The organism is Amycolatopsis sp. PSD-21, from assembly GCF_055561455.1.
The window spans coordinates 5,203,443-5,230,146 of record NZ_CM145712.1 but is presented as its reverse complement, the minus strand read 5'-3'; the positions used below and the strand labels follow the sequence as shown (position 1 = coordinate 5,230,146).

General features: G+C 69.7%; 18 protein-coding genes. 16 read left to right on the top strand and 2 right to left on the bottom strand.

Annotated features, from left to right (window positions below; translation table 11 throughout):
* Positions 1-10 precede the first annotated feature (10 nt).
* The 5 genes from ACZ1DY_RS24640 (at position 11) to ACZ1DY_RS24620 (ending at position 3,126) form a co-directional block, all read left to right on the top strand.
* Entirely contained in the window at positions 11-724 is a 714-nt protein-coding gene (locus ACZ1DY_RS24640; protein ID WP_465480984.1) for an AzlC family ABC transporter permease, read from the top strand.
* Positions 724-1,044: an AzlD domain-containing protein gene (locus tag ACZ1DY_RS24635; protein ID WP_007034928.1), complete on the top strand. Its 321-nt coding sequence runs from the start codon at positions 724-726 to the stop codon at positions 1,042-1,044. Before ACZ1DY_RS24640 ends, ACZ1DY_RS24635 begins: the two co-directional genes overlap by 1 nt.
* Positions 1,045-1,098: 54 nt before the next feature.
* Positions 1,099-1,728 (top strand): pyridoxal 5'-phosphate synthase glutaminase subunit PdxT, encoded by a 630-nt coding sequence (pdxT, locus tag ACZ1DY_RS24630; protein ID WP_306856020.1) that lies wholly within the window; start codon positions 1,099-1,101, stop codon positions 1,726-1,728.
* Positions 1,729-1,778: 50 nt separating this feature from the next.
* Positions 1,779-2,528: a YebC/PmpR family DNA-binding transcriptional regulator gene (locus ACZ1DY_RS24625; RefSeq protein ID WP_016334762.1), complete on the top strand. Its 750-nt coding sequence runs from the start codon at positions 1,779-1,781 to the stop codon at positions 2,526-2,528.
* Positions 2,529-2,595: 67 nt separating this feature from the next.
* Entirely contained in the window at positions 2,596-3,126 is a 531-nt protein-coding gene (locus ACZ1DY_RS24620) for a DUF4262 domain-containing protein (RefSeq protein WP_465480983.1), read from the top strand.
* 362 nt (positions 3,127-3,488) lie between these two features.
* Here ACZ1DY_RS24620 and ACZ1DY_RS24615 read toward each other — a convergent pair whose 3' ends face one another.
* Positions 3,489-3,935 carry a cupin domain-containing protein gene (locus ACZ1DY_RS24615; RefSeq protein ID WP_465480982.1) on the bottom strand — a complete coding sequence of 149 codons (447 nt, stop codon included), beginning with the start codon at positions 3,933-3,935 and terminating at the stop codon, positions 3,489-3,491.
* A 76-nt stretch (positions 3,936-4,011) separates the two neighbouring features.
* Here ACZ1DY_RS24615 and ruvC point away from each other — a divergent pair, with 76 nt between their 5' ends.
* From ruvC to ACZ1DY_RS24560, 11 genes are all read left to right on the top strand, one after another.
* Positions 4,012-4,596: a crossover junction endodeoxyribonuclease RuvC gene (gene ruvC / locus ACZ1DY_RS24610; RefSeq protein WP_126734613.1), complete on the top strand. Its 585-nt coding sequence runs from the start codon at positions 4,012-4,014 to the stop codon at positions 4,594-4,596.
* Positions 4,593-5,192 (top strand): Holliday junction branch migration protein RuvA, encoded by a 600-nt coding sequence (ruvA, locus tag ACZ1DY_RS24605; RefSeq protein WP_125683140.1) that lies wholly within the window; start codon positions 4,593-4,595, stop codon positions 5,190-5,192. The genes ruvC and ruvA overlap by 4 nt, the downstream gene beginning before the upstream one ends.
* Positions 5,193-5,200: 8 nt before the next feature.
* Positions 5,201-6,277, top strand: a complete 1,077-nt coding sequence (gene ruvB / locus ACZ1DY_RS24600) for a Holliday junction branch migration DNA helicase RuvB (protein WP_126734611.1) — start codon at positions 5,201-5,203, stop codon at positions 6,275-6,277.
* A 145-nt stretch (positions 6,278-6,422) separates the two neighbouring features.
* Positions 6,423-6,830, top strand: coding sequence for a preprotein translocase subunit YajC (yajC, locus tag ACZ1DY_RS24595; RefSeq protein ID WP_465480981.1), 408 nt, complete (start codon positions 6,423-6,425; stop codon positions 6,828-6,830).
* 206 nt (positions 6,831-7,036) lie between these two features.
* Positions 7,037-8,725: a protein translocase subunit SecD gene (secD, locus tag ACZ1DY_RS24590; protein WP_465480980.1), complete on the top strand. Its 1,689-nt coding sequence runs from the start codon at positions 7,037-7,039 to the stop codon at positions 8,723-8,725.
* Positions 8,722-9,924 carry a protein translocase subunit SecF gene (secF, locus tag ACZ1DY_RS24585; protein WP_257486232.1) on the top strand — a complete coding sequence of 401 codons (1,203 nt, stop codon included), beginning with the start codon at positions 8,722-8,724 and terminating at the stop codon, positions 9,922-9,924. Before secD ends, secF begins: the two co-directional genes overlap by 4 nt.
* Before the next feature lie 85 nt (positions 9,925-10,009).
* On the top strand, positions 10,010-10,528 hold the full coding sequence (locus tag ACZ1DY_RS24580) for an adenine phosphoribosyltransferase (RefSeq protein ID WP_465480979.1): 519 nt from the start codon (positions 10,010-10,012) through the stop codon (positions 10,526-10,528).
* Positions 10,529-10,606: 78 nt separating this feature from the next.
* Positions 10,607-12,937: a RelA/SpoT family protein gene (locus ACZ1DY_RS24575; RefSeq protein ID WP_465480978.1), complete on the top strand. Its 2,331-nt coding sequence runs from the start codon at positions 10,607-10,609 to the stop codon at positions 12,935-12,937.
* A gap of 30 nt (positions 12,938-12,967) precedes the next feature.
* On the top strand, positions 12,968-13,747 hold the full coding sequence (locus tag ACZ1DY_RS24570; RefSeq protein ID WP_465480977.1) for an enoyl-CoA hydratase/isomerase family protein: 780 nt from the start codon (positions 12,968-12,970) through the stop codon (positions 13,745-13,747).
* 531 nt (positions 13,748-14,278) lie between these two features.
* The gene (locus tag ACZ1DY_RS24565; RefSeq protein ID WP_465480976.1) at positions 14,279-15,544 is read left to right on the top strand and encodes an MFS transporter; all 1,266 of its coding nucleotides are present in this window, start codon (positions 14,279-14,281) and stop codon (positions 15,542-15,544) included.
* Complete coding sequence (locus tag ACZ1DY_RS24560; protein ID WP_465480975.1) at positions 15,544-25,899, top strand: amino acid adenylation domain-containing protein; 10,356 nt, start codon at positions 15,544-15,546, stop codon at positions 25,897-25,899. Before ACZ1DY_RS24565 ends, ACZ1DY_RS24560 begins: the two co-directional genes overlap by 1 nt.
* A 19-nt stretch (positions 25,900-25,918) precedes the next feature.
* Here the strand turns inward: ACZ1DY_RS24560 and ACZ1DY_RS24555 are convergent, their stop codons facing one another.
* The gene (locus ACZ1DY_RS24555) at positions 25,919-26,704 is read right to left on the bottom strand and encodes an aminotransferase class IV family protein (RefSeq protein ID WP_465480974.1); all 786 of its coding nucleotides are present in this window, start codon (positions 26,702-26,704) and stop codon (positions 25,919-25,921) included.

The following is a 26,704-nucleotide window of genomic DNA, read 5'->3' as shown; positions in this document are numbered from 1 at the left end:
GTATGACGCTATGCGTTCGATATGGCGAACAACCACTCGTGTCCTGGGGCGCGATCTTCTCCGTGACATCGGGCTGGTCTGCCTCGCCGACACCATTGTCGGCATCTCCTACGGCGCGATCGCGGTGGGCTCCGGCTTCCCGATCTGGGCGCCCATGCTCCTTTCGGTCCTGGTCTTCGCCGGGGCCTCGCAGTTCATGTTCGTCGGCATCATCGCCGCCGGCGGCAGCCCGGTGGCGGCCGTCGCGGCGGGTCTGCTCGCCAACGCGCGGCATCTGCCCTTCGGCTTCGCGATCGGCGACGTCCTGGGGAAGCGGTGGTCATCGAGGATCGTCGGCAGCCACCTGATGATCGACGAATCGGTCGCGTTCGCCCTCGCCCAGCGCGACGAAGAGCGGCGCAAGGCGGCGTACTGGGTGTGCGGGATCGGGCTGTTCGTCTGCTGGAACCTCGGCGTCCTCGCCGGGGCCTACGCCGGGACCGCGATCAGCGACACCGACGCCTTCGGGCTCGACGCCGCCTTCCCGGCGGTCCTGCTCGCGCTGGTCCTGCCGTCGCTGCGCGACCGTGCCGCCCGGCTGCCGGTGCTCGTCGGCGTGGCCGTCGCGCTGGCCACGACGCCGTTCCTGCCCGCGGGGCTGCCGGTCCTGCTCGCGCTGGTCGGCGTGCTGGCCGGAGTGGCCGCCAAGGAACCCGCCGAACGCGAACCCGAGGCAGTGCACTGATGGACCCGCTGGAACTGATCATCGCCGGCGGGGTCCTCGCGGCCGGTACCTTCGCCTTCCGGTTCGCCGGGCCGGTGCTGAAGGCGCGGTTCACCGTGTCGCCCAAGGCCGAGAAACTGATGGCGCGTTCGGCCGTCGTCCTGCTGGCCGCGCTGGTCGCCGTCGCCGCGCTCACCGAAGGACACGAGTTCGCCGGATACGCCCGGCCCGCGGGAGTCCTGGTCGGCGGCGTGCTCGCCTGGCGCAAGGCGCCGTTCGCGCTGGTCGTCGTGGCGGCCGCCGCGACCGCCGCCCTGCTGCGGCTGGCCGGGGTCCCCTGACCTGGCCGTTCCCCGAAGCGCCTAAGCTAGGGGGAAGGTCTTTCGGGAGGTCGGGTGGCGATCGCGACGGGGGCACGGCCGGTGGTCGGCGTGCTCGCACTGCAGGGCGACGTGCGGGAGCACGCCGCGATGGTGGAACGCGCCGGCGCGCGTGCGCTGCCGGTCCGCCGCCCGGGTGAACTGTCCGAAGTGGACGGCCTGGTGCTGCCCGGCGGCGAGTCGACCACCATGTCGAGGCTGCTGGAGACCTTCGAACTGCTGGAGCCGCTGCGCGAGCGCATCGCGGACGGGATGCCCGCGTTCGGCTCCTGCGCCGGGATGATCCTGCTCGCCCGCCAGGCCCTCGACGGGCGGCCTGACCAGCGGCAACTCGGCGGTCTCGACGTCGTCGTCCGGCGCAACGCATTCGGGCGGCAGGTGGACTCGTTCGAAGCCGACCTCGACTTCACCGGGGTCGAAGGCGGCCCGGTGCACGCTGTGTTCATCCGCGCCCCGTGGGTCGAAAAGGCGGGCGACGGGGTCGAGGTACTCGCCAGTGTCCCCGAAATGCCGGGCTCCGAGGACGCGGCCGCTAGGATCGTCGCGGTCCGGCAGGGGGCGGTACTCGCCACGTCGTTCCACCCCGAACTCACCGGGGACGAACGCGTGCACAGGCTGTTCGTCGACCTCGTGCGGCAGGCTTAGCAAAACCGACACTGTGCTCAGCGGCGGGCACAGGAGTAGATGGAGGAGAGATGAGCGGCCACTCCAAGTGGGCCACCACGAAGCACAAGAAGGCCAACCTGGACGCGAAGCGCGGCAAGCTCTTCGCCCGGTTGATCAAGAACATCGAGGTGGCGGCCCGGACCGGCGGTGGCGACCCGGACGGCAACCCGACGCTCTACGACGCCATCCAGAAGGCCAAGAAGAACTCGGTCCCGCAGGACAACATCGAGCGCGCCCGCAAACGCGGCGCCGGTGAAGAGGCCGGTGGCGCCGACTGGCAGACCATCACCTACGAAGGCTACGGCCCGAACGGTGTGGCCGTGCTGATCGAATGCCTCACCGACAACAAGAACCGCGCCGCCATGGAGGTGCGGACCGCGCTCACCCGGAACAACGGCTCGCTCGCCGACCCGGGTTCGGTCGCCTACATGTTCAACCGCAAGGGCGTCGTGATCATGCCCAAGGGTGACGCCGGCGAGGACGACGTCCTCATGGCCGTACTCGACGCGGGTGCCGAAGAGGTGAACGACCTCGACGAGAACTTCGAGATCGTCTCCGAGGCCACCGACCTCGTCCCGGTCCGGAAAGCCTTGCAGGAAGCCGGTTTCGAGTACGAGTCCGCGGATCTCACGTTCCTGCCGTCGGTCAGCGTCCCGCTGGACGTCGAAGGCGCGAAGAAGGTCTTCAAGCTCATCGACGCGCTCGAGGATTGCGACGACGTGCAGAACGTGTACGCGAACTTCGACGTTTCGGACGAGGTCATGGCCGAGGTCGGCTGATCGATTTTCCCGCCATGCCGCGGAAAATCGGTCCCGGGGCTAGGTGCGGGCGCTCGCGTGGGGCACAATGTCGCGCGTGACGACCTCCGAAGCCGACGCCCTCACCGCCGAAGAAACCGAACTCATCCAGTGGATCGAGGGACAGGCGAAGGCGAGAGGGAACGCGGTCATCGCGGTCGAAGGCGACGAGCAGGAAGCGCCCTTCTGCTTCACCGCGTGCGCCTGGGCGTTGCACAACGTCGCGGAAGCGGTCGTGATCGGACTGCCCGAGCACATGGGGCCGGTCTTGCTCGACGCCTACGTCGACCGCGCGGCCGCCGGCGAGATCTTTGAGGTCGGCAAGCAGTACGACGATTTCTTCGAGGGCGCGCCGGTGGTCTTCGAACGGGTCGCGAAGGGGCACTATCCCGAGTACTTCGGGAGCGCGTTCCTGATCTACCCGGACGGGGACTTCCCGGCGCTGCAACTGATCGTCGCCACGCCGGACGGTCACTTCCCGTGGCACGCGGACGCGCCCGAGGGCTTCGCGCGGTACCAGCCGGTGCTGACCGAATCCGGTGACCCGGAGAGCTGGACGCCGGGCGTCGACGGCCCCTGAGGTACCGCTGTTCGGATGTCGTAAGTACATGAAGGACCCCTTCACGGCGCTGGGCGCAGGGAAGGGGTCCTTCATGTACCAGGACACTTCTGCTGACGTCCGCAGTCCGTGAAGGGCTCCGTACCTACCCTGAAGGTAGTGAAGGAGGCCTTCACGGACTCGGGGATCGTCACCTCGGCCTCAACGGCACCACGCGCCACAACGGCCGCGCGTGAAGGCCCCCTTTCCGCGGCTCAGCCGGACGAACTCGGCCTTCACGCTTGTCAAGTACATGAAGGCCCCCTTCACGGCGCTAGACGCAAGGAAGGGGTCCTTCATGTACTTGGGCGAACGCAGCCGCCGACCCCCGGGAGCCCCAGCGCTCACTCAAGCCAGGGCGCCAGGTCCTCCGCCGCGTCCGGCCACTCGGCGGCCAAAGCCGCCGCGGACCGGAACTCCACGCAGTCGTCCGTATAAGGCGGCACCACCACGGTCCCGACCAAGCTCCACTCGCCGGTGCTCACCGACGCCTGCCACACCCCGGCGGGCACCACCACCTGCGGTCGCTGACCTGCGGCGACGTCCGGTCCGAGCACCGGCCGCGAAACACTTCCGTCCGGGAACAACAGCAGCATCCGCACCGGCGCCCCGGCGTGGTGCGCGTAGATCTCCGGCCGGTCCAGCCGGTGCGGCGCCGAGGTTTCCGGCGGCGCCAGCAGGTAGTAGATCGCGGACGCGGTTTCGTCGCGCCAGCTCTGGGCCCAGCGGCCACCCTCGACGGGCAACGGCTGGAGACCCAGATGGGCGGTGAAGTCGTCGGGACTCGGCATGTCCTCATCTTGCCCGGAGCCCGCTCCGGGTAGCCTCGGATCTCGAACTGATGTTCGCCGGAGCGGAGGAAAACGCGTGCGGGTACTCGGGGTCGACCCCGGTCTGACCAGGTGCGGGCTGGGAGTGGTCGACGGCGGCACGGGCCGCACCGTCCGCGCCGTGGCCGTCGACGTCGTGCGGACCCCGCCGGACGCCGATCTCTCCGTGCGGCTGCTGGGGATCTCCGACGCCGTCGAGCGCTGGCTCGACCGGTACAAGCCCGAGGCCGTCGCCGTGGAGCGGGTTTTCGCGCAGCACAACGTGCGCACCGCGATGGGCACCGCGCAGGCGGGCGGCGTCGTCGCGCTCGCCGCCGCCCGGCGCGGGCTGCCGGTCGTGTTCCACACCCCGAGCGAGGTCAAGGCCGCCGTCACGGGCTCCGGGCGCGCGGACAAGGCGCAGGTCACCGGTATGGTCATGCGGCTGCTCGGTCTCGAGGTCAAACCGCATCCGGCGGACGCCGCGGACGCGCTCGCGCTCGCCATCTGCCACCTGTGGCGCGAGCCGATGCGGGTCCGGCTCGCCGAAGCCGAGGCCAGGGCGGCCGAGATCGCCAAGAACCACAAGGCCAGGCTCGCCGCCGCGGCCAAACAAGCCAAAACGCAGGGAGCGGCTCGATGATCTCCTCGGTACGCGGTGAAATCCTCTCCATCGGTCTCGACCACGTCGTGATCGAGGTCGGGGGAGTGGGCTTCGCCGTGCAGGCCACCCCCGCCACCCTCGCGACGCTTCGCCGCGGTGAGGAGGCGATGCTGCACACCGCGCTCGTGGTCCGCGAGGATTCCTTGACGCTGTTCGGTTTCGCCGACGCCGACGCCCGCGAACTGTTCGGCCTGCTGCAGACGGTCTCCGGAATCGGCCCGCGGCTCGCGCTCGCGACACTCGCCGTCCTCGATCCCGACAAGCTGCGTTCCGCGCTGGTCGAAGGCAACATCACCGTGCTCACCCAGGTGCCCGGTATCGGCCGCAAGGGCGCCGAGCGGCTCACGCTCGAACTCCGCGACAAGGTCACCGCGCTCGCGGGCCCGACGGACGGTTCGCCCGCGGTCGTGGCGCCCGGTGCGTTGCGAGGCGAGGTCGTCGAGGCACTCGCGGGTCTCGGCTTCCCGGCCAAGCAGGCCGAACAGGCCGTCGACAAGGTGCTCGGCGAGGGCGAAGGCCACACGACGTCGTCCGTGCTGCGCGCCGCGTTGGCCACCCTCGGGCGTAAGCGGTAACCGGCCACATGGACTATGAGGCCGTGACGGAATTCGACGCCGACGACGAGACGCTTTCGGCGCTGCCGCAGACGGGCGAACGCGAGGTCGAGACCACGCTGCGCCCGCGCAAACTCGACGAGTTCGTCGGTCAGCCGCGGGTGCGTGAACAGCTCGAACTCGTCCTGGAGAGCGCGCGACGCCGGGGTGTCCCGCCGGATCACGTCCTGCTCTCCGGTCCGCCGGGGCTCGGCAAGACGAGTATGGCGATGATCGTCGCCGCCGAGCTCAACGCCGCCATCCGCATCACCTCGGGACCGGCGCTGGAACGCGCGGGCGACCTGGCCGCGATGCTGTCGAACCTGGCGCCCGGCGACGTCCTGTTCATCGACGAGATCCACCGCATCGCCCGTCCCGCCGAGGAGATGCTGTACCTCGCGATGGAGGACTTCCGTGTCGACGTCGTCGTCGGCAAGGGGCCCGGCGCCACCAGCATCCCGCTGGAGATCGCCCCGTTCACGCTGGTCGGCGCCACGACGAGGTCCGGTTCGCTGACCGGCCCGCTGCGTGACCGGTTCGGTTTCACCGGCCAGATGGAGTTCTACAGCGACAGCGAACTCGAACTCGTCGCCCGCCGCGCCGCCACGATCCTCGACATCGACATCGACCGGGACGGCTGCGCGGAGATCGCCCGCCGGTCCCGCGGCACACCCCGGATCGCGAACCGGCTCCTGCGCCGGGTGCGCGACTACGCCGAAGTCCGGGCCGACGGCAAGGTCACGCGCAAGATCGCGCGGGCCGCGCTGGAGGTCTACGACGTCGACGAACTCGGCCTCGACCGGCTCGACCGCGCGGTGCTGACCGCGCTGGTCCGCTCCTTCGGCGGCGGCCCGGTCGGCGTGTCGACGCTGGCCGTCGCGGTGGGGGAGGAACCGACCACCGTCGAAGAGGTGTGTGAGCCTTACCTGGTCCGCGCCGGTATGCTCGCCCGCACTCCTCGCGGCCGGGTCGCCACAGCGGCCGCGTGGGAACACCTCGGCCTGCCGGTCCCGGCCGGCGCCACGCGCGGCGATCAGGGCGGACCGACCCTGTTCGACCAGGACTGACCGGACCGTTCACGCGGTCCGAGGCCCGTGGTGACGACGGGTGGTGGTGGAGTTTCCGCTGGCACCTGGCACACTCGGAGAGAGCACACCCCGCCAAACCGGACAAAACAGCGCACCGCGCGGCGTCCGCTCGAAATGGAGAATCATGAACCAGTTATTGCTGCCGCTGCTCCTGATGCTCGTTGTGGCGATTCCGCTCGTCATGGGCACCCGTAAGCAGAAGAAGGCGGCGGCAGCGCAGCAGGAGCTGCTCGCGAGCCTGGCTCCCGGTGACCGGGTGATGACCACCTCCGGTCTTTACGCGTCCGTCGCCGACGCTTCCGCCGACACCACGATCGACCTCGAGATCGCTCCGGGCGTCGTGACCACCTGGCTGCGCCAGGCCGTCCGCGAGAAGGTCGAGCCGGTCGTCGAGACCGACGAAGACGTCAACGACGCCACCGACACCGATGAGGTCGTCGAAGCGCCGGTCGTCGAGTCGAAGGACGACGAGCGCGTCGAGGAGAAGTCGGGCGCGCAGATCGCTCCTCCGCTGGAGCACGGCAAGAAGTAGCGGTTGTAAGGCCATCCCCGACACCAGACTTTCGTAGGTGCGGGGCCAACGCCGGGCTCACGCAGCACCGAGTAGTGTCTCGGTGCTGCGTGCGTGTCCGTCGTCATAGTCGTGCTCGTTCGCGGTACCGCCGGACTCCCGTCCAGTGAGTGAACAGCCAAGTCCATTGGGGAAAAACCCAGTCCGTCCGAGGAGACCGAAGCACAGTGGCCGCACCGGCCGGGCATCTCCGCCCGGGACGCTATCTCGCCTTCTTCGCCCTGATCGTGGTGGCGCTGTACGCCCTGGTGTTCTTCACCGGTAGCGGCAAGCCGACGCCGAAGCTCGGCATCGATCTGCAAGGCGGCACGAGGGTCACCCTGTCCGCCCGAAACCCCGACGGCGGCGACCCTCCGCGAGAGTCCCTCGAACAGGCCCGCTCGATCATCGAGCGCCGGGTCAACGGTATCGGCGTCAGCGGCACCGAGGTCGTCCTCGACGGCAGCAACGTCGTCATCACCGTCCCCGGTGAGCAGGGCGACCAGGCCAAGACGCTGGGCAAGACCGCGAAGCTGGGCTTCCGGAAGGTCGTGACGTCGCAGCCGGTGACCCCGGTTCAGCAGCCGTCGGCCCCGCCCGCCTCGGGCACGCCTTCGGCGCCGCCGACCTCGCCGGGTGTGAGCGCCCCGCCGAGCAGCCCGGCCAACGGTGGCGGTGGCGCTGTCGGCGCGCCGCAGCAGCAGGGCGACTCCGACGAGCAGACCAAGAAGGAGATCGAGGAGGCCCGGAGTCTCCGGCAGAACCCCGATCTGCTTTCGACGGACCAGGCGAAGCAGGCCGCGGCCGCCGAGAAGGCCTTCGCGGCCCTCAACTGCGACCCCAAGGTGTCGGACCCGCTGGTCGGCAATGACCTCACGGACAAGCCGCTGGTCGCCTGCGGTGACAAGAACACCATGAAGTACCTGCTGGAGCCGGAGTTCCTGCCCGGAACCGAGATCTCCGACGCCTCCTCGGGCTACGACACCCAGAACTCCCAGTGGGTCGTCAACCTGAACTTCAAGGGCGAGGGCTCCCGGATCTGGGGCGACTTCACCTCGAAGAACGTCCAGAAGCAGGCCGCGTTCGTCCTCGACACGCAGGTCGTCTCCGCGCCGACCATCCAGTCGGCGATCCTCGGCGGGCAGACCCAGATCACCGGCCGCTTCAGCCAGACCGAGGCGAAGGACCTGGCCGACGTGCTGAAGTACGGCTCGCTGCCGCTGTCGTTCGAGTCCTCGGACGCGACGACGGTGTCCGCGACGCTGGGTCTCGCGTCGCTGCAGGCGGGCCTGATCGCCGGTGGCCTCGGCCTCCTGATCGTCTTCATCTACTGCTTGTTCTACTACCGGCTGCTGGGTGTGCTGACGATCTTGTCGCTCGCCCTGTCGTTCTCGCTGGTCTACGCGGTGCTGGTGCTGCTGGGGCGGTGGATCGGGTACACCCTCGACCTCGCCGGCGTGGCGGGCTTGATCATCGCGATCGGTATCACCGCGGACTCGTTCGTCATCTACTTCGAACGGTTGAAGGACGAGATCCGGGAAGGCAGAACGTTCCGCTCCGCGGTACCGCGAGGCTGGTCCCGTGCCCAGCGCACGATCCTCGCGTCGGACGCGGTCAGCTTCCTCGCCGCCGCCATCCTCTACTGGCTGGCCGTCGGTGAGGTCAAGGGCTTCGCGTTCACCCTCGGCATGTCGACGGTCCTCGACCTCGTCGTGGTCTACCTCGTGACCCACCCGCTGGTCTCGATGGTGTCCCGCTCGAAGTCGAAGTTCCTGTCCAACCCCAAGAACCTCGGCCTCGGTGCCGTGCAGCAGGTGGGCTCGGAGCGCAAGGCGGCCCGTCCGGCCGCCGGCCGCCCGAACGTCAAGGAGGCGTGACCGTGGTCGACGACAACACCACCACCGCGGGCAAGCGCGAGAGCATCTTCCGCCGCCTCTATGTGGGCACGGGCGCGTTCGACGTGGTCGGCAAGCGCAAGCGCTGGTACATCTTCTTCGGCGCGCTGGTCCTGGTCTGCATCGCGTCGATGGGGATCAAGGGCTTCAACTTCGGGATCGACTTCGAAGGCGGCACCCAGATCCAGCTGCCCGCGAACGGCAAGAACGGGCAGATCACCGAACAGCAGGCCAAGGACGTCTTCGCCGACGCGCTCGGCCGTCCGGCCGACGAGGCGCAGAAGGTCGGCAGCGGTGCCTCGTCGACCATCCAGCTCCGTTCGGACACCCTGGACGCCGGCGAGGTCGCCAAGATCAAGGAAGCGCTGTTCCGGGACCTCGGCCCGATCGGAAGCAGCGGCCAGCCGAGTGTCCAGGCCATCAGCGACAGCGCGGTCAGCGCGTCCTGGGGCGGGGAGATCTCGCGGCAGGCGCTGATCGCGCTCGGGGTGTTCCTCCTGGCGGTCACGCTGTTCCTGGCGTTGTACTTCGACGTCAGGATGGCCGCCGCGGCGCTGATCTCGCTCCTGCACGACATCGTGGTGACAGCGGGTGTGTACTCGCTGATCGGCTTCGAGGTCACGCCGGCGACGGTGATCGGTCTGCTGACGATCCTCGGGTTCTCGCTGTACGACACGGTGGTGGTGTTCGACAAGGTCCGCGAGAACACGCGCGGTCTGCTCGGGCTCACCCGCCGCACCTTCGGCGAGGCGGCCAACCTGGCGCTGAACCAGACGCTGATGCGGTCGTTCAACACGGCGCTGATCGCGATGCTGCCGATTCTCGGCCTGCTCGTCGTCGGGTACATCCTGCTCGGCTCCGGCACGCTGCAGGACCTGGCGCTGGTGCAGCTCACCGGCACCCTGGTCGGTGTGCTGTCGTCGGTCGCGCTGGCCACCCCGCTGCTGGTGGACCTGAAGATGCGTGACCCGAAGTTCCGCCAGCAGGCGGACCGGGTCGCCGCGCGGCGCGCGAACCAGGCCCGCAAGGCCGCCGAGCGCGACGACGACTTCGACCCGAACGACGAGGACGCCCTGGCCGCCGAACTCCGCAAGGAGAAGGCGTACGCCGCCGCGGCGAGCGTCCCCGCCCGGAACCAGAAGGCCCACAAGGGCCGTCCGTCGGGCAAGCGCAAGAGGTAATCGAGTTCAACCCCCGGAAAGGTCCTTTCCTTGCGAACTCCGTGAGGGAAGGACCTTTCCTGGTGTTCAGGAGAGCAGGAAGCACATGGAGCTGGACAAGGCACTCGACCTCATCGCCGACGTGCCGGACTTCCCGGAACCCGGCGTGCTGTTCCGGGACCTGAGCCCGCTGTTCGCCGACGCGGCGGGCTTCAAGGCCGTCACCGACGCGCTGGCCGCCACCGTCGATCCCGACGCCGATCTGCTGGCCGGGGTGGAAGCACGCGGATTCCTGCTGGCCGCCGCCGTCGGCTACGCCCGTGGGCTCGGTGTCGCGTTGATCCGCAAGCCCGGCAAGCTGCCCCGGGTCGCGGGCAGGGTCGGGTACACGCTGGAGTACGGCACCGCGACCGTCGAACTCCCCGAAGGCGTCGTCGAGCCCGGCCAGCGTGTCGCGGTCCTCGACGACGTGCTCGCCACCGGTGGCACTGTCGCGGCCACCTGCAAATTGCTGGAAGACGCGAAGGCGCAGGTCACCGGGGTTTCTGTGGTCATGGAACTCGGCGCGCTCGGTGGTCGTTCCGTGCTTGAAGGGCGCCGTGTGGAGGCCCTCCGGGTGTGTTGACCGGGCGTACCAAGTGAGCCGCGAGGGGGAGCGGTTACCCTTGATGTCCGAAGGCCGCACGAAGCGCAGGAGGTGCGGGTGAGCCAAGAGCTCGATGCCGCGGTGTCCTCGAAGGACGGCACCGAGCAGAACGGTGCGGCGCGACAGGGGGCAGCGCCGACGCCGTCCGCGACGCGCCGCGTGCGCGCCCGCCTCGCCCGCCGGATCACCGCGCAGCGCGCCGCGCCGGTCAAGCAGGTTCTCGAGCCGCTCGCCGTCATCCACCGCGAGCTGCATCCCAACGCCGATCTCGCGCAGCTCCAGCGCGCCTACGACGTCGCCGAAGAGCTGCACCGCGAGCAGCGGCGCAAGTCCGGCGACCCGTACATCACGCATCCGCTCGCGGTCGCGACCATCCTCGCCGAACTCGGCATGGACACCACGACGCTGGTCGCGGCGCTGCTGCACGACACCGTCGAAGACACCGGTTACTCGCTGGAGAGCCTGAAGGCCGATTTCGGCGAGAAGGTCGGCGAGCTCGTCGACGGCGTCACCAAACTGGACAAGGTCAAGCTCGGCACGGCCGCCGAGGCCGAGACCATCCGCAAGATGGTCATCGCGATGGCACGCGACCCGCGCGTGCTGGTCATCAAGCTGGCCGACCGGCTGCACAACATGCGCACGATGCGCTTCCTGCCGCCGGAGAAGCAGGCCCGCAAGGCGCGCGAGACCCTGGAGGTCCTCGCCCCGCTGGCGCACCGGCTCGGCATGGCGACGGTCAAATGGGAGCTGGAGGACCTGGCCTTCGCCATCCTGCAGCCGAAGAAGTACGACGAGATCGTCCGCCTCGTCGCCGATCGCGCGCCTTCGCGCGACACCTACCTGCGCTCGGTGATCACCGAGCTGACCAGCAACCTCGAATGCTCGCGGATCACCGCCAAGGTCGAGGGCAGGCCGAAGCACTACTACTCGATCCACCAGAAGATGATCGTCCGCGGCCGCGACCTCGACGACATCCACGACCTGGTGGGCGTGCGGATCCTGGTCGAGGACGTCCGTGACTGCTACGCCGCGATGGGCGTCGTCCACGCGCTGTGGCAGCCGGTTCCCGGCCGGTTCAAGGACTACATCGCGCAGCCGCGGTTCGGTGTGTACCAGTCGTTGCACACCACGGTGATCGGGCCGGACGGCAAACCGCTGGAAGTCCAGATCCGCACCTACGAGATGCACCGCACCGCCGAGTACGGCATCGCCGCGCACTGGCGGTACAAGGAGACCAAGGGCACCCACAACGGGAACGCCATGGACGTCGACGAGATGGCGTGGATGCGCCAGCTCCTCGACTGGCAGCGTGAAGCGGCGGACCCGGGGGACTTCCTCGAGTCGCTGCGCTACGAGCTCGCCTCGCGCGAGATCTTCGTGTTCACGCCCAAGGGTGACGTGATCACGCTGCCGGTCGATTCGACGCCGGTCGACTTCGCCTACGCCGTGCACACCGAGGTCGGTCATCGCTGCATCGGGGCCCGCGTCAACGGCAGGCTCGTCGCGCTCGAGCGCAAGCTGGAGAACGGCGAGGTCATCGAGATCTTCACCTCGAAGGCCGAGACGGCGGGGCCGAGCCGCGACTGGCTGCAGTTCGCCGGTTCGCCCAAGGCGCGCGCGAAGATCCGGCAGTGGTTCGCCAAGGAACGCCGCGACGAGGCGATCGAAGGCGGCAAGGAGGCCATCACCAAGGAGGTCCGCAAGGTCGGCCTCCCGATCCAGCGGCTGGTCTCCGCCGAGTCGATGGGCGCGGTCGCCACCGAGCTCCGGCATCCGGACATCAGTTCGCTGTACGCGGCCGTCGGCGAGGGCCACACCAGCGCGAAGCACGTCGTGCAGCGGCTGGTCGCGCTCATCGGCGGGGTCGACGAGGCGGAGGAGGAGCTCGCCGAGCGCGCGACCCCGTCCACGGTCACCCGCCGCCGCGGCTCGAACGACGTCGGCGTCGTGGTGAAGGGCGCCAGCGACATCTGGGCCAAGCTCGCCCGCTGCTGCACGCCGGTGCCCGGCGACGAGATCCTCGGTTTCGTCACCCGCGGCGGCGGCGTCAGCGTGCACCGGACCGACTGCACCAACGCCGACGACCTGCGGGCCCAGCCCGAGCGGCTCGTCGAGGTGGAATGGGCGCCGTCGGCGTCTTCGGTGTTCCTCGTCGCGATCCAGGTCGAGGCGCTGGACCGGCACCGCCTGCTCTCGGACGTCACGAAGGTGCTCGCGGACGAGAAGGTCAACATCCTGTCCGCGTCGGTCACGACGTCACGCGACCGGGTCGCGGTCAGCCGGTTCTCGTTCGAGATGGGCGACCCGAAGCACCTCGGGCACGTGCTGAAGGTGGTCCGGGGCGTCGAAGGCGTTTACGACGTGTATCGGGTCACTTCGGCTTCGTGATCGCCCGCGACATCCGGTTAGGTTCGGAACATGACTGACGGGTTCGAGTTCACTCGCGACGGCGAGGTCGCGCGGCTGACGTTCACCAGGCCGGAGAAGATGAACGCGATCACCTACGGGATGTGGTCGGCGATCCCGGACGTGGTGGCGCGGGTGGAGGCGGATCCGGCGATCAAGGTCCTCGTGCTGACCGGTGCGGGCGCGCATTTCTCGGCGGGCGCCGATATCAGCGAGTTCCGGGACCTGCGCTCGACCGCCGACGCGGCCGAGACCTACGACAAGGCCGTCGACGGGGCCGTGGCGGCGCTGACGGCGTCGCGGAAGCCGACGGTCGCGATGATCCAGGGGAACTGCATCGGCGGCGGATGCCAGATCTCGGTCGCCTGCGACTTCCGCTTCGCCGCGGAGGGCTCGCGTTTCGGCATCACGCCGGCGAAGCTCGGGATCGTCTACCACTTCGACTCGACACGGCGACTGGTCTCGCTGGTCGGCCCGGCGCACGCGAAGTACTTCCTGCTCTCGGGTGAACTCGTCGACGCCCGCCGGGCGCGGGAGATCGGGTTGCTGAACGACGTCTTCCCGGCCGATGAGCTGGAGGCTTCGACCACGAAGTTCGTCGAGACGCTGGCTTCGCGTTCGCAGGCGTCGGTGCGCGGGATGAACCGGATCATCGAGAAGATCGTGGCGGGACAACAGGAATCCGATGCCGAGGTCGACGAGATCCGGCTCGGTGCCCTGCACGGTGAGGACTACGCGGAGGGGGTGGCCGCGTTCCTGGCGCGGCGGCCGCCGAAGTTCACCTACCGCTGAGCTCCGCCGGGCGTACTTGCGTGGCCGATCGGTCGCCACTCGACGAATGAGCGCCCGTTCGGCGGGCACCGGACGCGGCAAACGGCATAACCACGGATTCCGATGGAGTAATTCTCTTTGCCGTGTCGCTTTTGGTTCCACTCGGTGTGTTCGATCGAATTCGGACGGTTTGGGCGCGGAGTCCGCTGTTGACGAGGTGAATCCGGGCCGTTATTCTCGCCGAGATGTAGAAACTGGGGAAGTAAACGGTCGGCGTGCCTTGGTGCGTCTCTGTGGGGAAACGTTCTTTCTTTATTGTACATGGAGTAAAATAACTGGCTTTCAGTGGCCGTCCAGAGGGCGGTCCTGTCTTCTTTTGGCAATTAATTCGTGCGGCGGCGATGCGGGCTGAACGGCGTCCTTCGTCGCGTGAATTGAGAAAAAAGTTCCCTTCGGTCCCCGAGCGTTCATCGGCGTCAGCCGCACCGATTCGCATACCGACCTGGCCGTCACTCGCGGCAGGACGGCACCGGAAAACGATCAGGGGATTCGATGCTCGTTCGTCACGGCCGGAAAACCGGTACCGGCGATGCGGCGCTGTGGGTGTTTCTCGTGGCGTATTCGGTGTCGTCGTTCGGCACCTTTCTCAACCTGATCGCGCTGGCCTTGTTCACCCTGGAAGTGACCGGCGGACCGCTCGGTCTCGGCGCGGTGATGGCGGTGCGCGTCGGTTCGGGATTCCTGTTCGGGGTGCCGGCGGGGCGGCTCGCCGCGCGGTTCGAGCGACGGCGGCTGATGGTCGTCGCGGATCTCGCGCAGGCGATGGCGATGATCGTGCTCGGCGTCGCCGGACAGGCGGTGGGGCTGGGCGGGCTGCTCGTGGCCGCCGCCGTACTGGGGGCGGGCAACACGGCGTTCTCGGTGTCGCTCCGAACGAGTGTGCCCGCGATGGTGGGGCAGGACCGCCGGGTACGGATGAACGGGCGACTGGTCGCGGGGCGCTCACTGGGGACGGTGCTGGGCTACGCGTCGGCGCCCGTCGTGGTCATGGCGGGCGGATTCGAGGCCGCGTTCCTGATCAACGCCGCGTCGTTCCTGGTGTCCGCGTCGGTGTTGTGGTTGCTTCCCTTGAACACCAACGGTTCCGGCGGCGAGAGAACGGCCGTGCCGAACGGTGGGCCCCGGACGCGGGTGACGGCAGGACTGTCGTCGGCCGTCCTCGGGCTGGTACTCATCCGAGGCTCCGACGCCTTCGGTTCGGCCTCGCACAACGTGGCCTTGCCGGTACACGCGGGCGCGGAGTGGCCGGGTGCGCCGTACGCCTTCATGAGCTGGTTCTGGACGGCTTGGGCCGTCGGCGCCATCGCGGTGCAGTGGATCTGCCGCCGGACGGACCACGGCAGGATGGCGTGGCTCGGCGATCGCGCGTTCGCGGCCGGGACCGTGCTGATGTCGGTGGCGTTCGTGGTCGCGTTCACCGGCTTGCCGATCCCGGTGCTGGTGGTGGTCCTGTTCGTCGCGGGCCTTGCCGACGGACTCACCGAGGTCGCGTATCTGAGCAGGTTGCAGGCGGCGCCGGAAGCGGAACGCGCGCGGCTGTTCGGCCTGTCGGCCACCGCGGAGACGGCCGGGTTCGCCGCCGGGATGGCCACCTGCGGCCTGCTGCTCGAGGTCGCGTCACCGCCGGTCGTCGTCGCGGCGTACCACGCCCTCCCGGTCCTCGTGGTCGGGATCGTCCTGCTGCGCCTTCGGAGCCGCCGGCCGGGGGCCGCCGGCGTGTCGCCAGGCGTCGCGAAAGCAGCGAAGAAAGGATCGTAATGGGGGAAGCGCTGGTTCACGGGGAACCGCTCGAACTGGGGACGAGCGAGCGAGTGGATCTCGCCAAGGCGCTGCGGAACGCCGCGGCCGACGCCCCCGGTCGAGCGGTGGTGACGCTGGACGCGGCAGGCAAGCCGGATCGCTGTCCCTACCCGGAACTCCTGGCCAGGGCGAGCGCGGTGCGGGCCCGGCTGCGGGATCTCGGAGTCGGCCGCGGAGATCCGGTGGTCCTGTCCGGTCTGCCGCTCGCCGAGTTCTTCCCGTCCTTCTGGGGCTGTGTCCTCGGTGGTGCGCTGCCGGTGCCGATGGCGGGCGCGGCCGAGGACGATGCGTCGCGGCGGAGGCTGAAGCACGTGGCCGAGCTGCTGCGTGATCCCGTCGTACTCGTCGGCGACGCGGAGCCGGGCTTGTCCGGTTTGCGGATCGCGCGGGCGTCGACGGAGCCGATGAGCGCACTGCCCGAACTCGGCCTTCACACACCGGCGCCGGATGATCCGGCGCTGGTGATGCTGTCCTCCGGCAGTACCGGCGCCGCCAAGGCGATCCCGCTGACGCATCGCGGCCTGATGGAGTTCGCGGCGGGGTCCCGGAAGGCGCTCGGCCTGCGGCCGGACGACACCACGTTGAACTGGCTGCCGGTGGACCACAGCGGCGCCTTGCTCCTCTACCACGTGCTCGAGGTCTACGCCGGCGTGACGAACGTGCACGTGCCGACCGAACTGGTACTGGGCAGGCCGAGCCGCTGGCTGGATCTGCTCGCCGAGTACCGCGTCACGCACAGCTGGTCGCCGACGTTCGGGTTCGCGCAGGTGGCCGCCGAGTTGGCCGGGGACACCCGCGACCGGGATCTGTCCTCGGTCCGCACCCTGCTCTGCGGCGGCGAGCAGATCCAGCTGCCGGTGATGTCGCGCTTCCTCGAGCGGACAGCCCGGTTCGGCATCGAGGAGAGCCGGATCCGGCCGGTGTGGGGGATGACGGAGACGGTCACCGCGATCACCTTCGGCACTCTCGGTACGCCGGACAGCGTGCACCGGGTGCTGAAGTCGAGCCTCGACGGCGAACTGTGCCAAGCCCCCGATTCCGCGGAAGAACACGAGTGCAGCACGTTCGTGGCGGTCGGTTCCCCCGCGCCCGGGGCGAGCGTGCGGGTGGTGGACGACCGGGGCGAACTGCTGCGCGAACGTGAGATCGGCAGGCTGCAGGTGCGCTCCGCCCGGGTCACCCCCGGATACCTGCACGCCGAAGAGGCGAACCGCGCCGCGTTCCCCGCACCGGGCTGGCTGGACACCGGTGATCTCGCGTTCCTGGCGAACGGGCAGGTGGTCCTCACCGGCCGGGCCAAGGATCTGATCATCCTCAATGGACAGAACCATTTCTGCCACGAGATCGAGGAAGTCGTGTGCGCGGCGAGCGGCGCCCAGGCAGGCGAGGTGGCCGCGGTCGGCCTGCCCAACGCCGAGTCCGGTACCGAGGACCTGGTCATCCTGATCGCGGCGCGCGCGGCCGGATTCGACGCGGTGGCGAAGGCGGTGCGGGAGGCGGTGTTCGGCCGATTGCGGCTGACCGTGGCGAAAGTGGTGCCGGTCGCACCCGATGAGTTCCCGCGGACCGGTGGGGGCAAGGTCCAGCGCGCCGAACTGCGGCGACGGCTGCTCGACGGCGAACTCGGGCGGACCGTCGACGTCCGCGCCACGGTCCTCGCGGCGGTCCGGGAGGTGCTCGGCCAGGACGTCGATCCGCGCACGCCGTTCTACGAGGCGGGGATGACCTCGGTGACCGTGGTCAAGCTGACCACGACCCTGACCACGCTGCTCGGCCGGGAGGTGCGGCCGACCGCGGTGTTCGAGTACCCGACCCCCGCCCTGCTCGCCGATCACCTGTCGGGACCTGGCCGGGTGACGGAGGCCCGAGCGGTGGCCGCCCCAGCGCACGAGGAGCGGATCGCGATCATCGGTGTCGCGGTGCGGGTGCCCGGTGCGACGGACCTCGACGGATTCTGGGCAGACCTCCGCGACGGCGTGAGCCGGGTGCGGACCTTCGGCGGCGGGGAACCGGGGGTGGTCCCGGTCGCCGGCGCGCTCGACGACGTCGACTCGTTCGACGCGGACTTTTTCGGGATGAGCTCCCACGAGGCGGCCCTGACCGAGCCCGCGCACCGCCTGTTCCTGGAGTGCTGTCACGAGGCGCTCGAACTCGGCGGCTACGCGGCGGCGGAGGCGGGCACCAGGATCGGTGTGTTCGCCGGAACGGGTATGCAGCTTTACGGCCACCAACGGCGCGTCAGTCAGGACACGCGTCCCCCCGTCACGGACGAACTGGCCGCGATGCAGGCGGCGATGGGATCGGAGCCTGATTTCCTGGCCGGGCGAGTGGCGCACCGGCTAGGGCTTTCAGGACCCGCGGTCGGGGTGCAGACGGCGTGTTCGACAGGATTGGTCGCGGTGCACCTGGCCGGGCAGGCGCTGCTCACCGGGGACACCGACCTGGCCTTGGCCGGGGCCGCGGCCGTCCATCTCCCGCAGGATTCGGGCTACCGGCCGTACCCCGGCGGTATCCTTTCGCCGACCGGCGCGTGCCGGGCGTTCGACGCCGGGGCGGACGGCACGGTCGGCGGCAACGGGGTGATCGCGGTCCTGCTGAAACGGCTCGACCGGGCGATCGCCGACCGCGACACCGTGCACGCGGTGATCCTGGGTTCGGCGGTGAACAACGACGCGGGCCGCACGGCGGGGTTCGCGACGCCGAGCGTGTCCGGGCAGGCCGAGGTCATCCGGCTGGCACTGGCGCGCGCCCGGGTGGCGGCGTCGTCCATCACCTACGTCGAGGCACACGGCACCGGTACCGCGCTGGGCGACCCGGTCGAGTTCGAGGCGCTCAGCCAGGCCTACGCGGAGGACGGTCACACCGGGTTCTGCGCGCTGGGCTCCGTCAAGCCCGGCATCGGCCATCTGGACACCTGCGCCGGTCTCGCCGGCCTGGTCAAGACGGTGCTGATGCTGAAGCACGGAGAACTCGTGCCGACACTCAACCTGAACCGGCCCAACCCGGAACTCCGGCTGACGGGCAGCCCGTTCGTGCTGGCGACGGAACACACGCCGTGGATCACCGACGGACCGCGGCGGGCCGGGGTCAGCGCGCTGGGCGTCGGTGGCACGAACGTCCACGTGATCCTGCAAGAGGCCCCGGTGCCCACGCCGGCACCGGCGGCGCGGGGACCGGTGCTGCTGCCCGTGTCGGCCGCCGACGCCGAGGGACTGTCCGCGCTCACCGGCGCACTCCGGGATCACCTGCGCGCGCACCCCGATCTGCGGGCGCAGGACGTGGCGGCGAGTATGGCGCTCGGCAGGCCGCATCTGTCGCACCGGCTCGCCGTGGTCGGGAGTGACACCGCCGGACTGGCCGCCGCGCTCGGCACGATCGGCGAGGAATCCGTTGTCCCGCACCACTTCGGCACGCTCGCGTTCGCCTTCTCCGGACAGGGCTCCGCGTATCGGGGGATGGCCGCGCGGCTTCGTGACGCGTTCCCCGTCTTCCGCGAAGCGCTGGACGAGTTGCTGGGCCTTGCCGAGGAGGCCGGGATCACCGGTGTGTCCGAGTCCCTGCTCGGCACGCCGGATCCGACCGCCGCACTGTCCACTGTGGAGGGACAGCCCGCGTTGTTCTGCCATCAGGTCGCGCTGGCGCGACTTTGGCGGTCGTGGGGAGTCCAGCCGGATTTCGTGGTCGGGCACAGTTTGGGGGAGTACGCGGCGCTCGCCGTGGCCGGCGGGATCGACGTGGCCGACGGGCTGCGGCTGACCTGCTTGCGCGGCAGGCTGATGCAGGGAACCGAGCCGGGCGGCATGATCGCGGTCCGCGTCTCGCCGGAGCGGGGCAGACGGCTCGCCGTCGCGACGGGGACCGAGGTCGCGGTGGTCAACGGCGACCAGTCCTGCGTGCTGTCCGGGCCGTCGGCGGCGATCGCGGCCGCGGAGACCCTGTTCGACCGGGAAAACCTCTCCTGGCGAAGGCTTCCGGTGGACCGGGCCTTCCATTCGGCGCTGCTCGAACCCGTTCTCGACGAATTCGAACGCGCGGCCGAAGCGGTGCGGTTCGGCCCGGTGCGGATGCCGTTCGCGAGCAACCTGGGCGGGATGATCCCGGCCGGTGCCTCGGTCGACGCGCGCTACCTGCGAAGACAGATCCGTGAGACGGCCCGTTTCGACGAGTCGCTGCGAGCGCTCGAACGCCTGGAGTGCGGGGGCTACCTGGAGATCGGTCCGAAGGAGGTGCTCGGTTCGATGGGGCGCGCCGCCCTCCCGCACCGGTACTGGCAGCCGTCCGTGGGCTCCCCGCCCGACGATGAGTGCGCCGCGGTGCTGCGCGCGGCCGCCGCGCTGTACCGGCGCGGCGCGGACCTGGATTGGGCGGAGCTGGCGCCCACCGGCCGCCGCGTCCCGTTGCCCGGGTACCCCTACCGGCGGGTCCGCTTCGCGCGGCCGTCGGCTCCCGCCCCGTCCGGCGCCGGACAGGTGAGCTCGGGGGCGGTCCTCGCCGAGGTCCGGCGGCTCGCCGCCGACCGGCTCGGCGCCGACGACCTGGCCGAAGACATGTCGTTCGTGGCGGGTGGCGCCGATTCGCTCGCCCTGATGGGGCTGGCCCGCGAACTGGAGCGGGCCTTCGGTGTGCGGATCGGCATCCGGGAGCTGCTCTCCGAAGCCGGTACTCCGGCGAAAGTGGCCGAGTTGATCGAGCGAAGCGGCGGAACGCCTCCCGCCTCCGGTGAAAGCGAGCCAGAGCCCGGCCCGCCGGCCGAAGACGTGTCTCTTCACGGTTTGATGGACCGGCAGCTGAAGCTCGCCGAGACCATGATGCGCCAGATGACCGAGCTGATGCACCGGCAGCTCGACGTGGCCCGCGGGACCCCGGATACCGTGGCGACCGCGCCGAAGCCGGTCGAGCATCCGGTCCGTCCGGCGGCGATGCCCGTCGTGTCGCCCCCAGAACCGGCGGCTCCCGGGGCAAGCTGTGCGTTCAGCCTCTATTTCTTCGGCGACTACCCCGATCGGGATCAGCAGGACAAGTACCGGCTGATCATGGCCGCCGCGCGCTTCGCCGACGAGCACGATTTCCACGCGCTTTGGTTACCGGAGCGGCATTTCGACTCCTTCGGCGCGCTGTTCCCGAATCCGTCGGTGCTGGCCGCCGCGCTGGCCGCCCGTACCGAGCGGATCCGGCTGCACGCCGGGTCGGTCGTGCTTCCGCTGCACCATCCCGTCCGGGTCGCCGAAGAATGGTCCGTCGTGGACAACCTGTCTTCGGGCCGCGTCGGTCTTTGCGTGGCGAGTGGCTGGCACACCAGGGATTTCGCGCTGGCACCGGAGAACTTCGGCAACCATCGCGACCTGATGTACGAGGGACTGGACACCGTGCGCCGGCTCTGGGCGGGGGAGGAGATCACCCTCGTCGCGGGCGACGGCGAGCCCGCCGCGGTCCGCCTGCACCCGGCGCCCATCCAGCGGCGCCCGCCGATGTTCGTCGCCGTGGTCGGAAACCCGGACAGCTACCGCCGGGCCGCCGCGGCCGATCTCGGCGTGGTCACCAATCTGATGACCCAGGACGTTTCCGCGCTGGCCGGCAACATCGCGCTCTATCGGCGCACGCGCGCGGAACACGGCCTCGATCCGGCCGCGGGACGGGTCGTGGTGCTGGTGCACACCTTCCTCGGCGAGGACCACGAACGCGCGCGGCAGCAGGCGTTCCGGCCGTTCTGCGACTACCTGCGCTCGTCGCTTTCCCTGCTCGGCCAGGTCGGGAACAGCCTGGGGCTCAGCATCGACCTGGACGGCGCGACCGAGGAGGACATCGAGTTCGTGCTCGGCGACGCCTACGAACGCTACTGCGGATCCCGTGCCCTGATCGGCAGTCCCGAGCGATGCGCCCCGGTGGTGGACGCACTCGTGGCGGCGGGGGCCGACGAGATCGCCGCTTTCGTGGATTTCGGTGTCCCGCCGGACCAGGTGCTCGACGCGCTGCCGCTGCTCGACGGCCTGCGTCGTCGCCACCAGTCGGCCGACCTCGAGCCATCCCCCGCGCAGCGGCGCATCTGGTTCCTGGAAAGGATGTTCCCCGGCACCGGCGCGTACCACGAGCCCAAAGCGATCCGGCTGGACGGACGGCTGGACGACGTGGCGTTGCGGGAGTCGGTGTCGCGCGTGGTTTCGGCGCATCCCGCTTTACGCACGGTCTTCCACGAGCGGGACGGCGTTCCGCGGAAGTCCGTGCTGCCGTCCGTGACCGTCGAATGCCCGCTGATCGACCGGTCCGGGCGCACCGAAGCCGAAGCCCTTGCCGAGATCCGAGCGAGGTTCGCCCGGACCCGGCTCGCGCTCGACACCGGCCCGCTGGTCGCCTTCGCGCTGGTCCGGCTCGCCGAGGATCGCCATCTGTTCTGCCTGGTGGCCCACCACATCGTCTTCGACTCGGCGTCGACCGCGGTGTTCCTGCGTGATCTGGCCGCGCACTACCGCGCTTGGCCGGACCTGCCCGCGATCCGGACCGGGCCGGGGCCCGAGACCGGATTCGAGATCGAGGATCCCGGCGAGGATCTCGCGTTCTGGCACGACGAACTGACCGGTCTGCCCGAACTCGCGCTGCCCACCGACCGGCCGCGGCCCCCGGTGCTCTCCCGGCGGGGCGCCGCCCTGAGCGATGAGCTGGCGGCGGGTCTCGGCGAGCCGCTGCGTGCCGTCGCGGCCGCGTGCGGCAGCACCGTGTTCATGGTGGTGCTCGGCGCGATCGGCGCCGTGCTCGGCCGCTACGGCGGGCAGCACGACTTCGCGGTCGGCACGGTCGTCAGCAGCAGGCCGGACTCCGCCAGGGACGCGATCGGCCTCTTCCTCGATACGGTTCCGGTCCGCCTCGACCTGTCCGGCGACCCGACCTTCACGGAATTGACCCAGCGCGTCAGAGACCGCACCACCCGGGCGTACGAGCATCGGACCGTCCCGTTCGACGAACTCGTCGGCCTGCTGAATCCCGACCGCGCCGCGAACCGCAATCCCCTGTTCGACGTGCTGATCGAGTTCGAAAACGCGGTGGACGAGCCCTTCGCGCCGCCGCTGACGGCCACCGCGCTGGACATGACACGCGACGAGGTCCCGTTCGACCTCGCCTTCTACCTGACCGCGCACGGTGACGGGTTGCGCTGCCTGGTCGAGTACAGCACGGACCTGTTCGACGAAGCGACCATCGCCCGGGCGCTGAATCTGCTGAAACAGGTTCTGCGCCAAGCGATCGCGAAGCCGTCGGCACGGCTTTCCGAGCTCACGACGCCGACCAGGGAAGACGTGGTGCTGCTCGACCGGTGGCAGCACGGCGCGCCGGAACGGACGGCGGGGTGTCTGCACACCGCGGTCGAGCGGCAGGTCGCCGGTACGCCCGACGCCACGGCACTGATCAGCGACGACGGTGAGCTGAGCTACCGCGAACTGGACCTTCTCGCCGAGTCGATCGGGCGTCTGCTGGTCGGTCTCGGCGTCACCCGCGGGCAGATCGTGGCGGTCTCCCTGCCTCGTGGTCCCCAGCTGATCGCCGCGCTTTACGGCGTGCTCAAGAGCGGCGCGGCGTATCTGCCGCTGGATCCCGGGTTGCCACCGCAACGGTGCCGGTTCATGCTGCGCGACAGCGGTGCGGTACTCGTGCTGACCACGAAGGCGGTCCTCGTCGCACAGCCCGCGCTGGGGGGGTTCCCGGTGCGGCTCGCGGAGGAGATCGTGCCGGATCCGAAGGCGCCGGAGCTGCCCGAGGTGCGGCCGGATTGGCCCGCGTACTGCATGTACACCTCTGGCTCCACCGGAACCCCGAAGGGCGTCCTCGTCTCGCATCGCGGTCCGGCCAACGTCATCGCCTGGCAAGGTGATCAGCATCCGCCGATGCGCACCCTGCAATGGACGTCGCCGAGTTTCGACATCAGCGTGCAGGAGATCTTATCCACCTTGGCCTCAGGCGGGACGCTGGTTCTGCTCGACGACGAGCGGCACAAAGACCGCGACGCCGTCGCCGAAGTGATCCGACGGCACCGCGTGGAGCGGATCCTGATGCCGTTCACCCCGCTGAAACATCTGGTCGAGCCCGGCCTCACCGCGCCGTCGTTGCGCCTGATCCTCTGCTGCGGCGAGCCGCTCGTGCTCACCCCGGCACTGCGCCGCTTCCTCGCCGAGCATCCTGATTGCGCGCTGCACAACCAATACGGTCCGACCGAGGCGTCGATCATCGCCACGGATCACCCGGTGGATCCGGACGGCGAATCCCGGCCACCCATCGGGGCCCCGATCGACGGCGTCCGGCTGCTCCTGCTCGACCAGGCCGGACGCCCGGTCCCGCTCGGTGCCGTCGGCGAGATCCACCTCGGCGGGACAGGGCTCGCCGAGGGCTACCTCGGCAGGCCGGAGGAGACCGCCGCGGCCTTCGTCGAAACCGGGCGCGGTGAACGGTGGTATCGCACGGGCGACCTCGGCCGGTGGCGCGGCGACGGAACCGTGGAATTCCTCGGCAGACTCGATGACCAGGTGAAGATCCGCGGCAACCGGGTCGAACCCGGTGAGACACAACGGGTGCTGGCCGGGTTGAGTGAGGTGGCGGACGCGGCCGTCGTCGTCCGCCGGGATCACCGCGGTGAAGCGGAACTCGCCGGTTACGTCGTGTTCGCCGACTCGACCGCACCGGATCCGTGGGCGCGCATCACCGAAGCGCTCGCCGAAGAGCTGCCCTCGTACCTGATCCCGACTCGCTGGGTCGCGCTCGACCGGTTGCCGACGACCACCAGCGGCAAGCTGGATCGCTCCGCTCTGCCCGAGCCGCCGTCGGCCGCGGGGGACGGGGATGACGCTCTGCCGTCCACGGACGCCGAGCGTCGCCTGCACGAGCTCTGGTGCGCCGAACTCGGCCTGACCGAGGTGGCGGTCGACCGGTCCTTCTTCGCCGTGGGTGGGCATTCGCTCGCGGTGGTCAGATTGGCGGGCCGGATCACCGAGGAGTTCGGGGTACCGGTCTCGGTCACGGAGTTCTTCCGTGCGCCGACGATCCGCGCGATGGCCGCGCGGCTGGGCGGCCCGCCCGAACCCGCCGTCATCCGGACCGTGCCATTGACGTCATTGCAACGCAGACTCTGGAGACGTCAAGCGGAGAACCCTCGACCCCAGGTGTACAACGTCGGATATCGCGTGGACCTGCGGGGTGAGCTGGACCCGCAGGCGCTGCACCGCGCTCTCGACCGGCTGGTGGCCAGGCACGACGCCTTGCGCGGTCGTGTCGCGTCGTCCGGTGACAGGCCGCGGATCGAGGTGCTGGCCCCGTTCACGCTCGATCTGCCGGTGGAGCATCTGGGTACCGACGACGCGGTCGGCGATTGGTGCGGCACAGTCGTCGCGGAGCCGTTCGTGCTCACCGAGGCACCGCTGCTGCGTGCCCGGCTCGGCCGGATCGCCGCCGATCGCTGGGTACTGGTGCTCGTCCTGCACCACCTGGTCTGTGATGGCTGGTCCATGAACATCCTGTGGCACGAGCTTTCCGAGCTGTATGCCGCCGAGGTCGGCGCGACGTCCACGCGGCTGCCCGAACCCGAGGGACAACACTCGGACTACGCGCGGTGGCAGACGGGGCACGAGCACGCGGCCGACGTGCGCTATTGGCGGAGCGAACTCGCGGGTGCCGACCTGCGCTGGCGGCTTCCGTACGACCGGAAACCACCGGCCCGGCTCACCGGGAAGGGTGATCTGTATCAGGTCCACCTCGCCCCTGAACGGCTTTACCGCCTCGACCGGGTGGCCGCGGCGGCCGGCACGACCCGCTCCGTTGTCCTCGCGAGCGTGTTCTTGCTGTGGGCACGGGAGACCTGTGGTCAGCAGGACCTCGTGCTCGCCGTTTCCAGCGCTCGTCGGACCCGCCGGGAACACGAGCGGACGGTCGGCATGATCGGGGAGGCCGTACCCCTGCGGGTCCCGCTGGGAGAAGCCGCGGAACTGCCCGACGTCATGGCGGCGGTGGCGGAGAAGTTGTTCGCCTCGCTCGATCACCAGGAACTTCCGCTCGACGAGACGATCGCGCTCGCCGGGCAAGACGTAGACCGGTATCCCGCCGTGTTGTTCACCGTGGTCACGACACCACCGGCGGAGCTGAACCTGCCTGGTTTGGCGGCCGAGGTGCACGATTCGCCGGTGGCGGGTTGCGCCAGAACAGAGCTCTACGTCGTGTTCGCCGAAGACGGAGGTGGGCTGAGAATCAGCTTTGAATATTCCACGGATCTGTTCGAAGCGGCCACCATCGTCCGCTTCGCCCAAAACGTCCTGCTGATGCTGGAGCGCTGTTCGGAATGAGTGTCAGGAGGAGGACAGGCTAGATCTCGTCCCAGGGGTTGCTTTCGTACGCCTCGGTGAGGATCCGCCCCGTCTCCGGAGCGAACGGCAGCACGACGTCGTCGACCGACGCCACCGGCCAGCCGACCGACTCCGAATTGGTCAGGAACATGGCGTCGAATCCCGGCAGATCGGCGGGGCGGACGTCGCGGATCTCTTGCGGTATCCCGTTTCGCTCGAGGCCGCGACGCACCAGCTGCTGGCTGATCCCGTCGAGCACCGGTGCCTGCGGCCAGACCACGGTGCCGCCGTCGAGGAAACCGACGTTCCAGATCGACGCCTCGCTGACCCGGCCCTCGTGGTCGACGAACAGCGCGTCGTCGTATCCCGCCAGCTTCGCCTCGCGCGTGTGGTGGAGCAGCCCGAACGTGCCGACGTGCTTGACCTCGGGGAGAACCCGTTCGTAGCGCACGGATCGCAGGCGCAGCGGTGTCATCTCGTGCTCACGGGGCGGCCCGACGCGGACGAGGACGTCCGGTGCGGCCGGCGCGCCGGGATCGGACCAGTCCAACGCCCGGGAAAAGATCAGGACCCGTACGGACAACGCGTCTTCACCCCGGATGGCCTGCCGTACGTACCCGCGCATCGCCTCGGTGTCGAGGTCGTGGGCGAACATGCGCCGCGTGCTCGTCGCGAGACGGCGAAGGTGGATGTCCAGCCCGCGGACCTTGCCGTCGCGGACCTGCATCGCGGTGAAGTGGCCATAGCCGAACGCGCCCGCCAGGTCTTCCGACCGGGCGGGCGCGCCGTTGACTTCCAGCTTCAC

Bases quoted from the DNA above. Each gene is read 5' to 3' on its own strand.
- ACZ1DY_RS24640 (WP_465480984.1), top strand. From the start codon at position 11: ATGCGTTCGATATGGCGAACAACCACTCGTGTCCTGGGGCGCGATCTT.
- ACZ1DY_RS24635 (WP_007034928.1), top strand. From the start codon at position 724: ATGGACCCGCTGGAACTGATCATCGCCGGCGGGGTCCTCGCGGCCGGT.
- ACZ1DY_RS24625 (WP_016334762.1), top strand. From the start codon at position 1,779: ATGAGCGGCCACTCCAAGTGGGCCACCACGAAGCACAAGAAGGCCAAC.
- ACZ1DY_RS24620 (WP_465480983.1), top strand. From the start codon at position 2,596: ATGTCGCGCGTGACGACCTCCGAAGCCGACGCCCTCACCGCCGAAGAA.
- ACZ1DY_RS24615 (WP_465480982.1), bottom strand. From the start codon at position 3,935: ATGCCGAGTCCCGACGACTTCACCGCCCATCTGGGTCTCCAGCCGTTG.
- ruvA (WP_125683140.1), top strand. From the start codon at position 4,593: ATGATCTCCTCGGTACGCGGTGAAATCCTCTCCATCGGTCTCGACCAC.
- ruvB (WP_126734611.1), top strand. From the start codon at position 5,201: ATGGACTATGAGGCCGTGACGGAATTCGACGCCGACGACGAGACGCTT.
- yajC (WP_465480981.1), top strand. From the start codon at position 6,423: ATGAACCAGTTATTGCTGCCGCTGCTCCTGATGCTCGTTGTGGCGATT.
- ACZ1DY_RS24580 (WP_465480979.1), top strand. From the start codon at position 10,010: ATGGAGCTGGACAAGGCACTCGACCTCATCGCCGACGTGCCGGACTTC.
- ACZ1DY_RS24570 (WP_465480977.1), top strand. From the start codon at position 12,968: ATGACTGACGGGTTCGAGTTCACTCGCGACGGCGAGGTCGCGCGGCTG.
- ACZ1DY_RS24565 (WP_465480976.1), top strand. From the start codon at position 14,279: ATGCTCGTTCGTCACGGCCGGAAAACCGGTACCGGCGATGCGGCGCTG.
- ACZ1DY_RS24560 (WP_465480975.1), top strand. From the start codon at position 15,544: ATGGGGGAAGCGCTGGTTCACGGGGAACCGCTCGAACTGGGGACGAGC.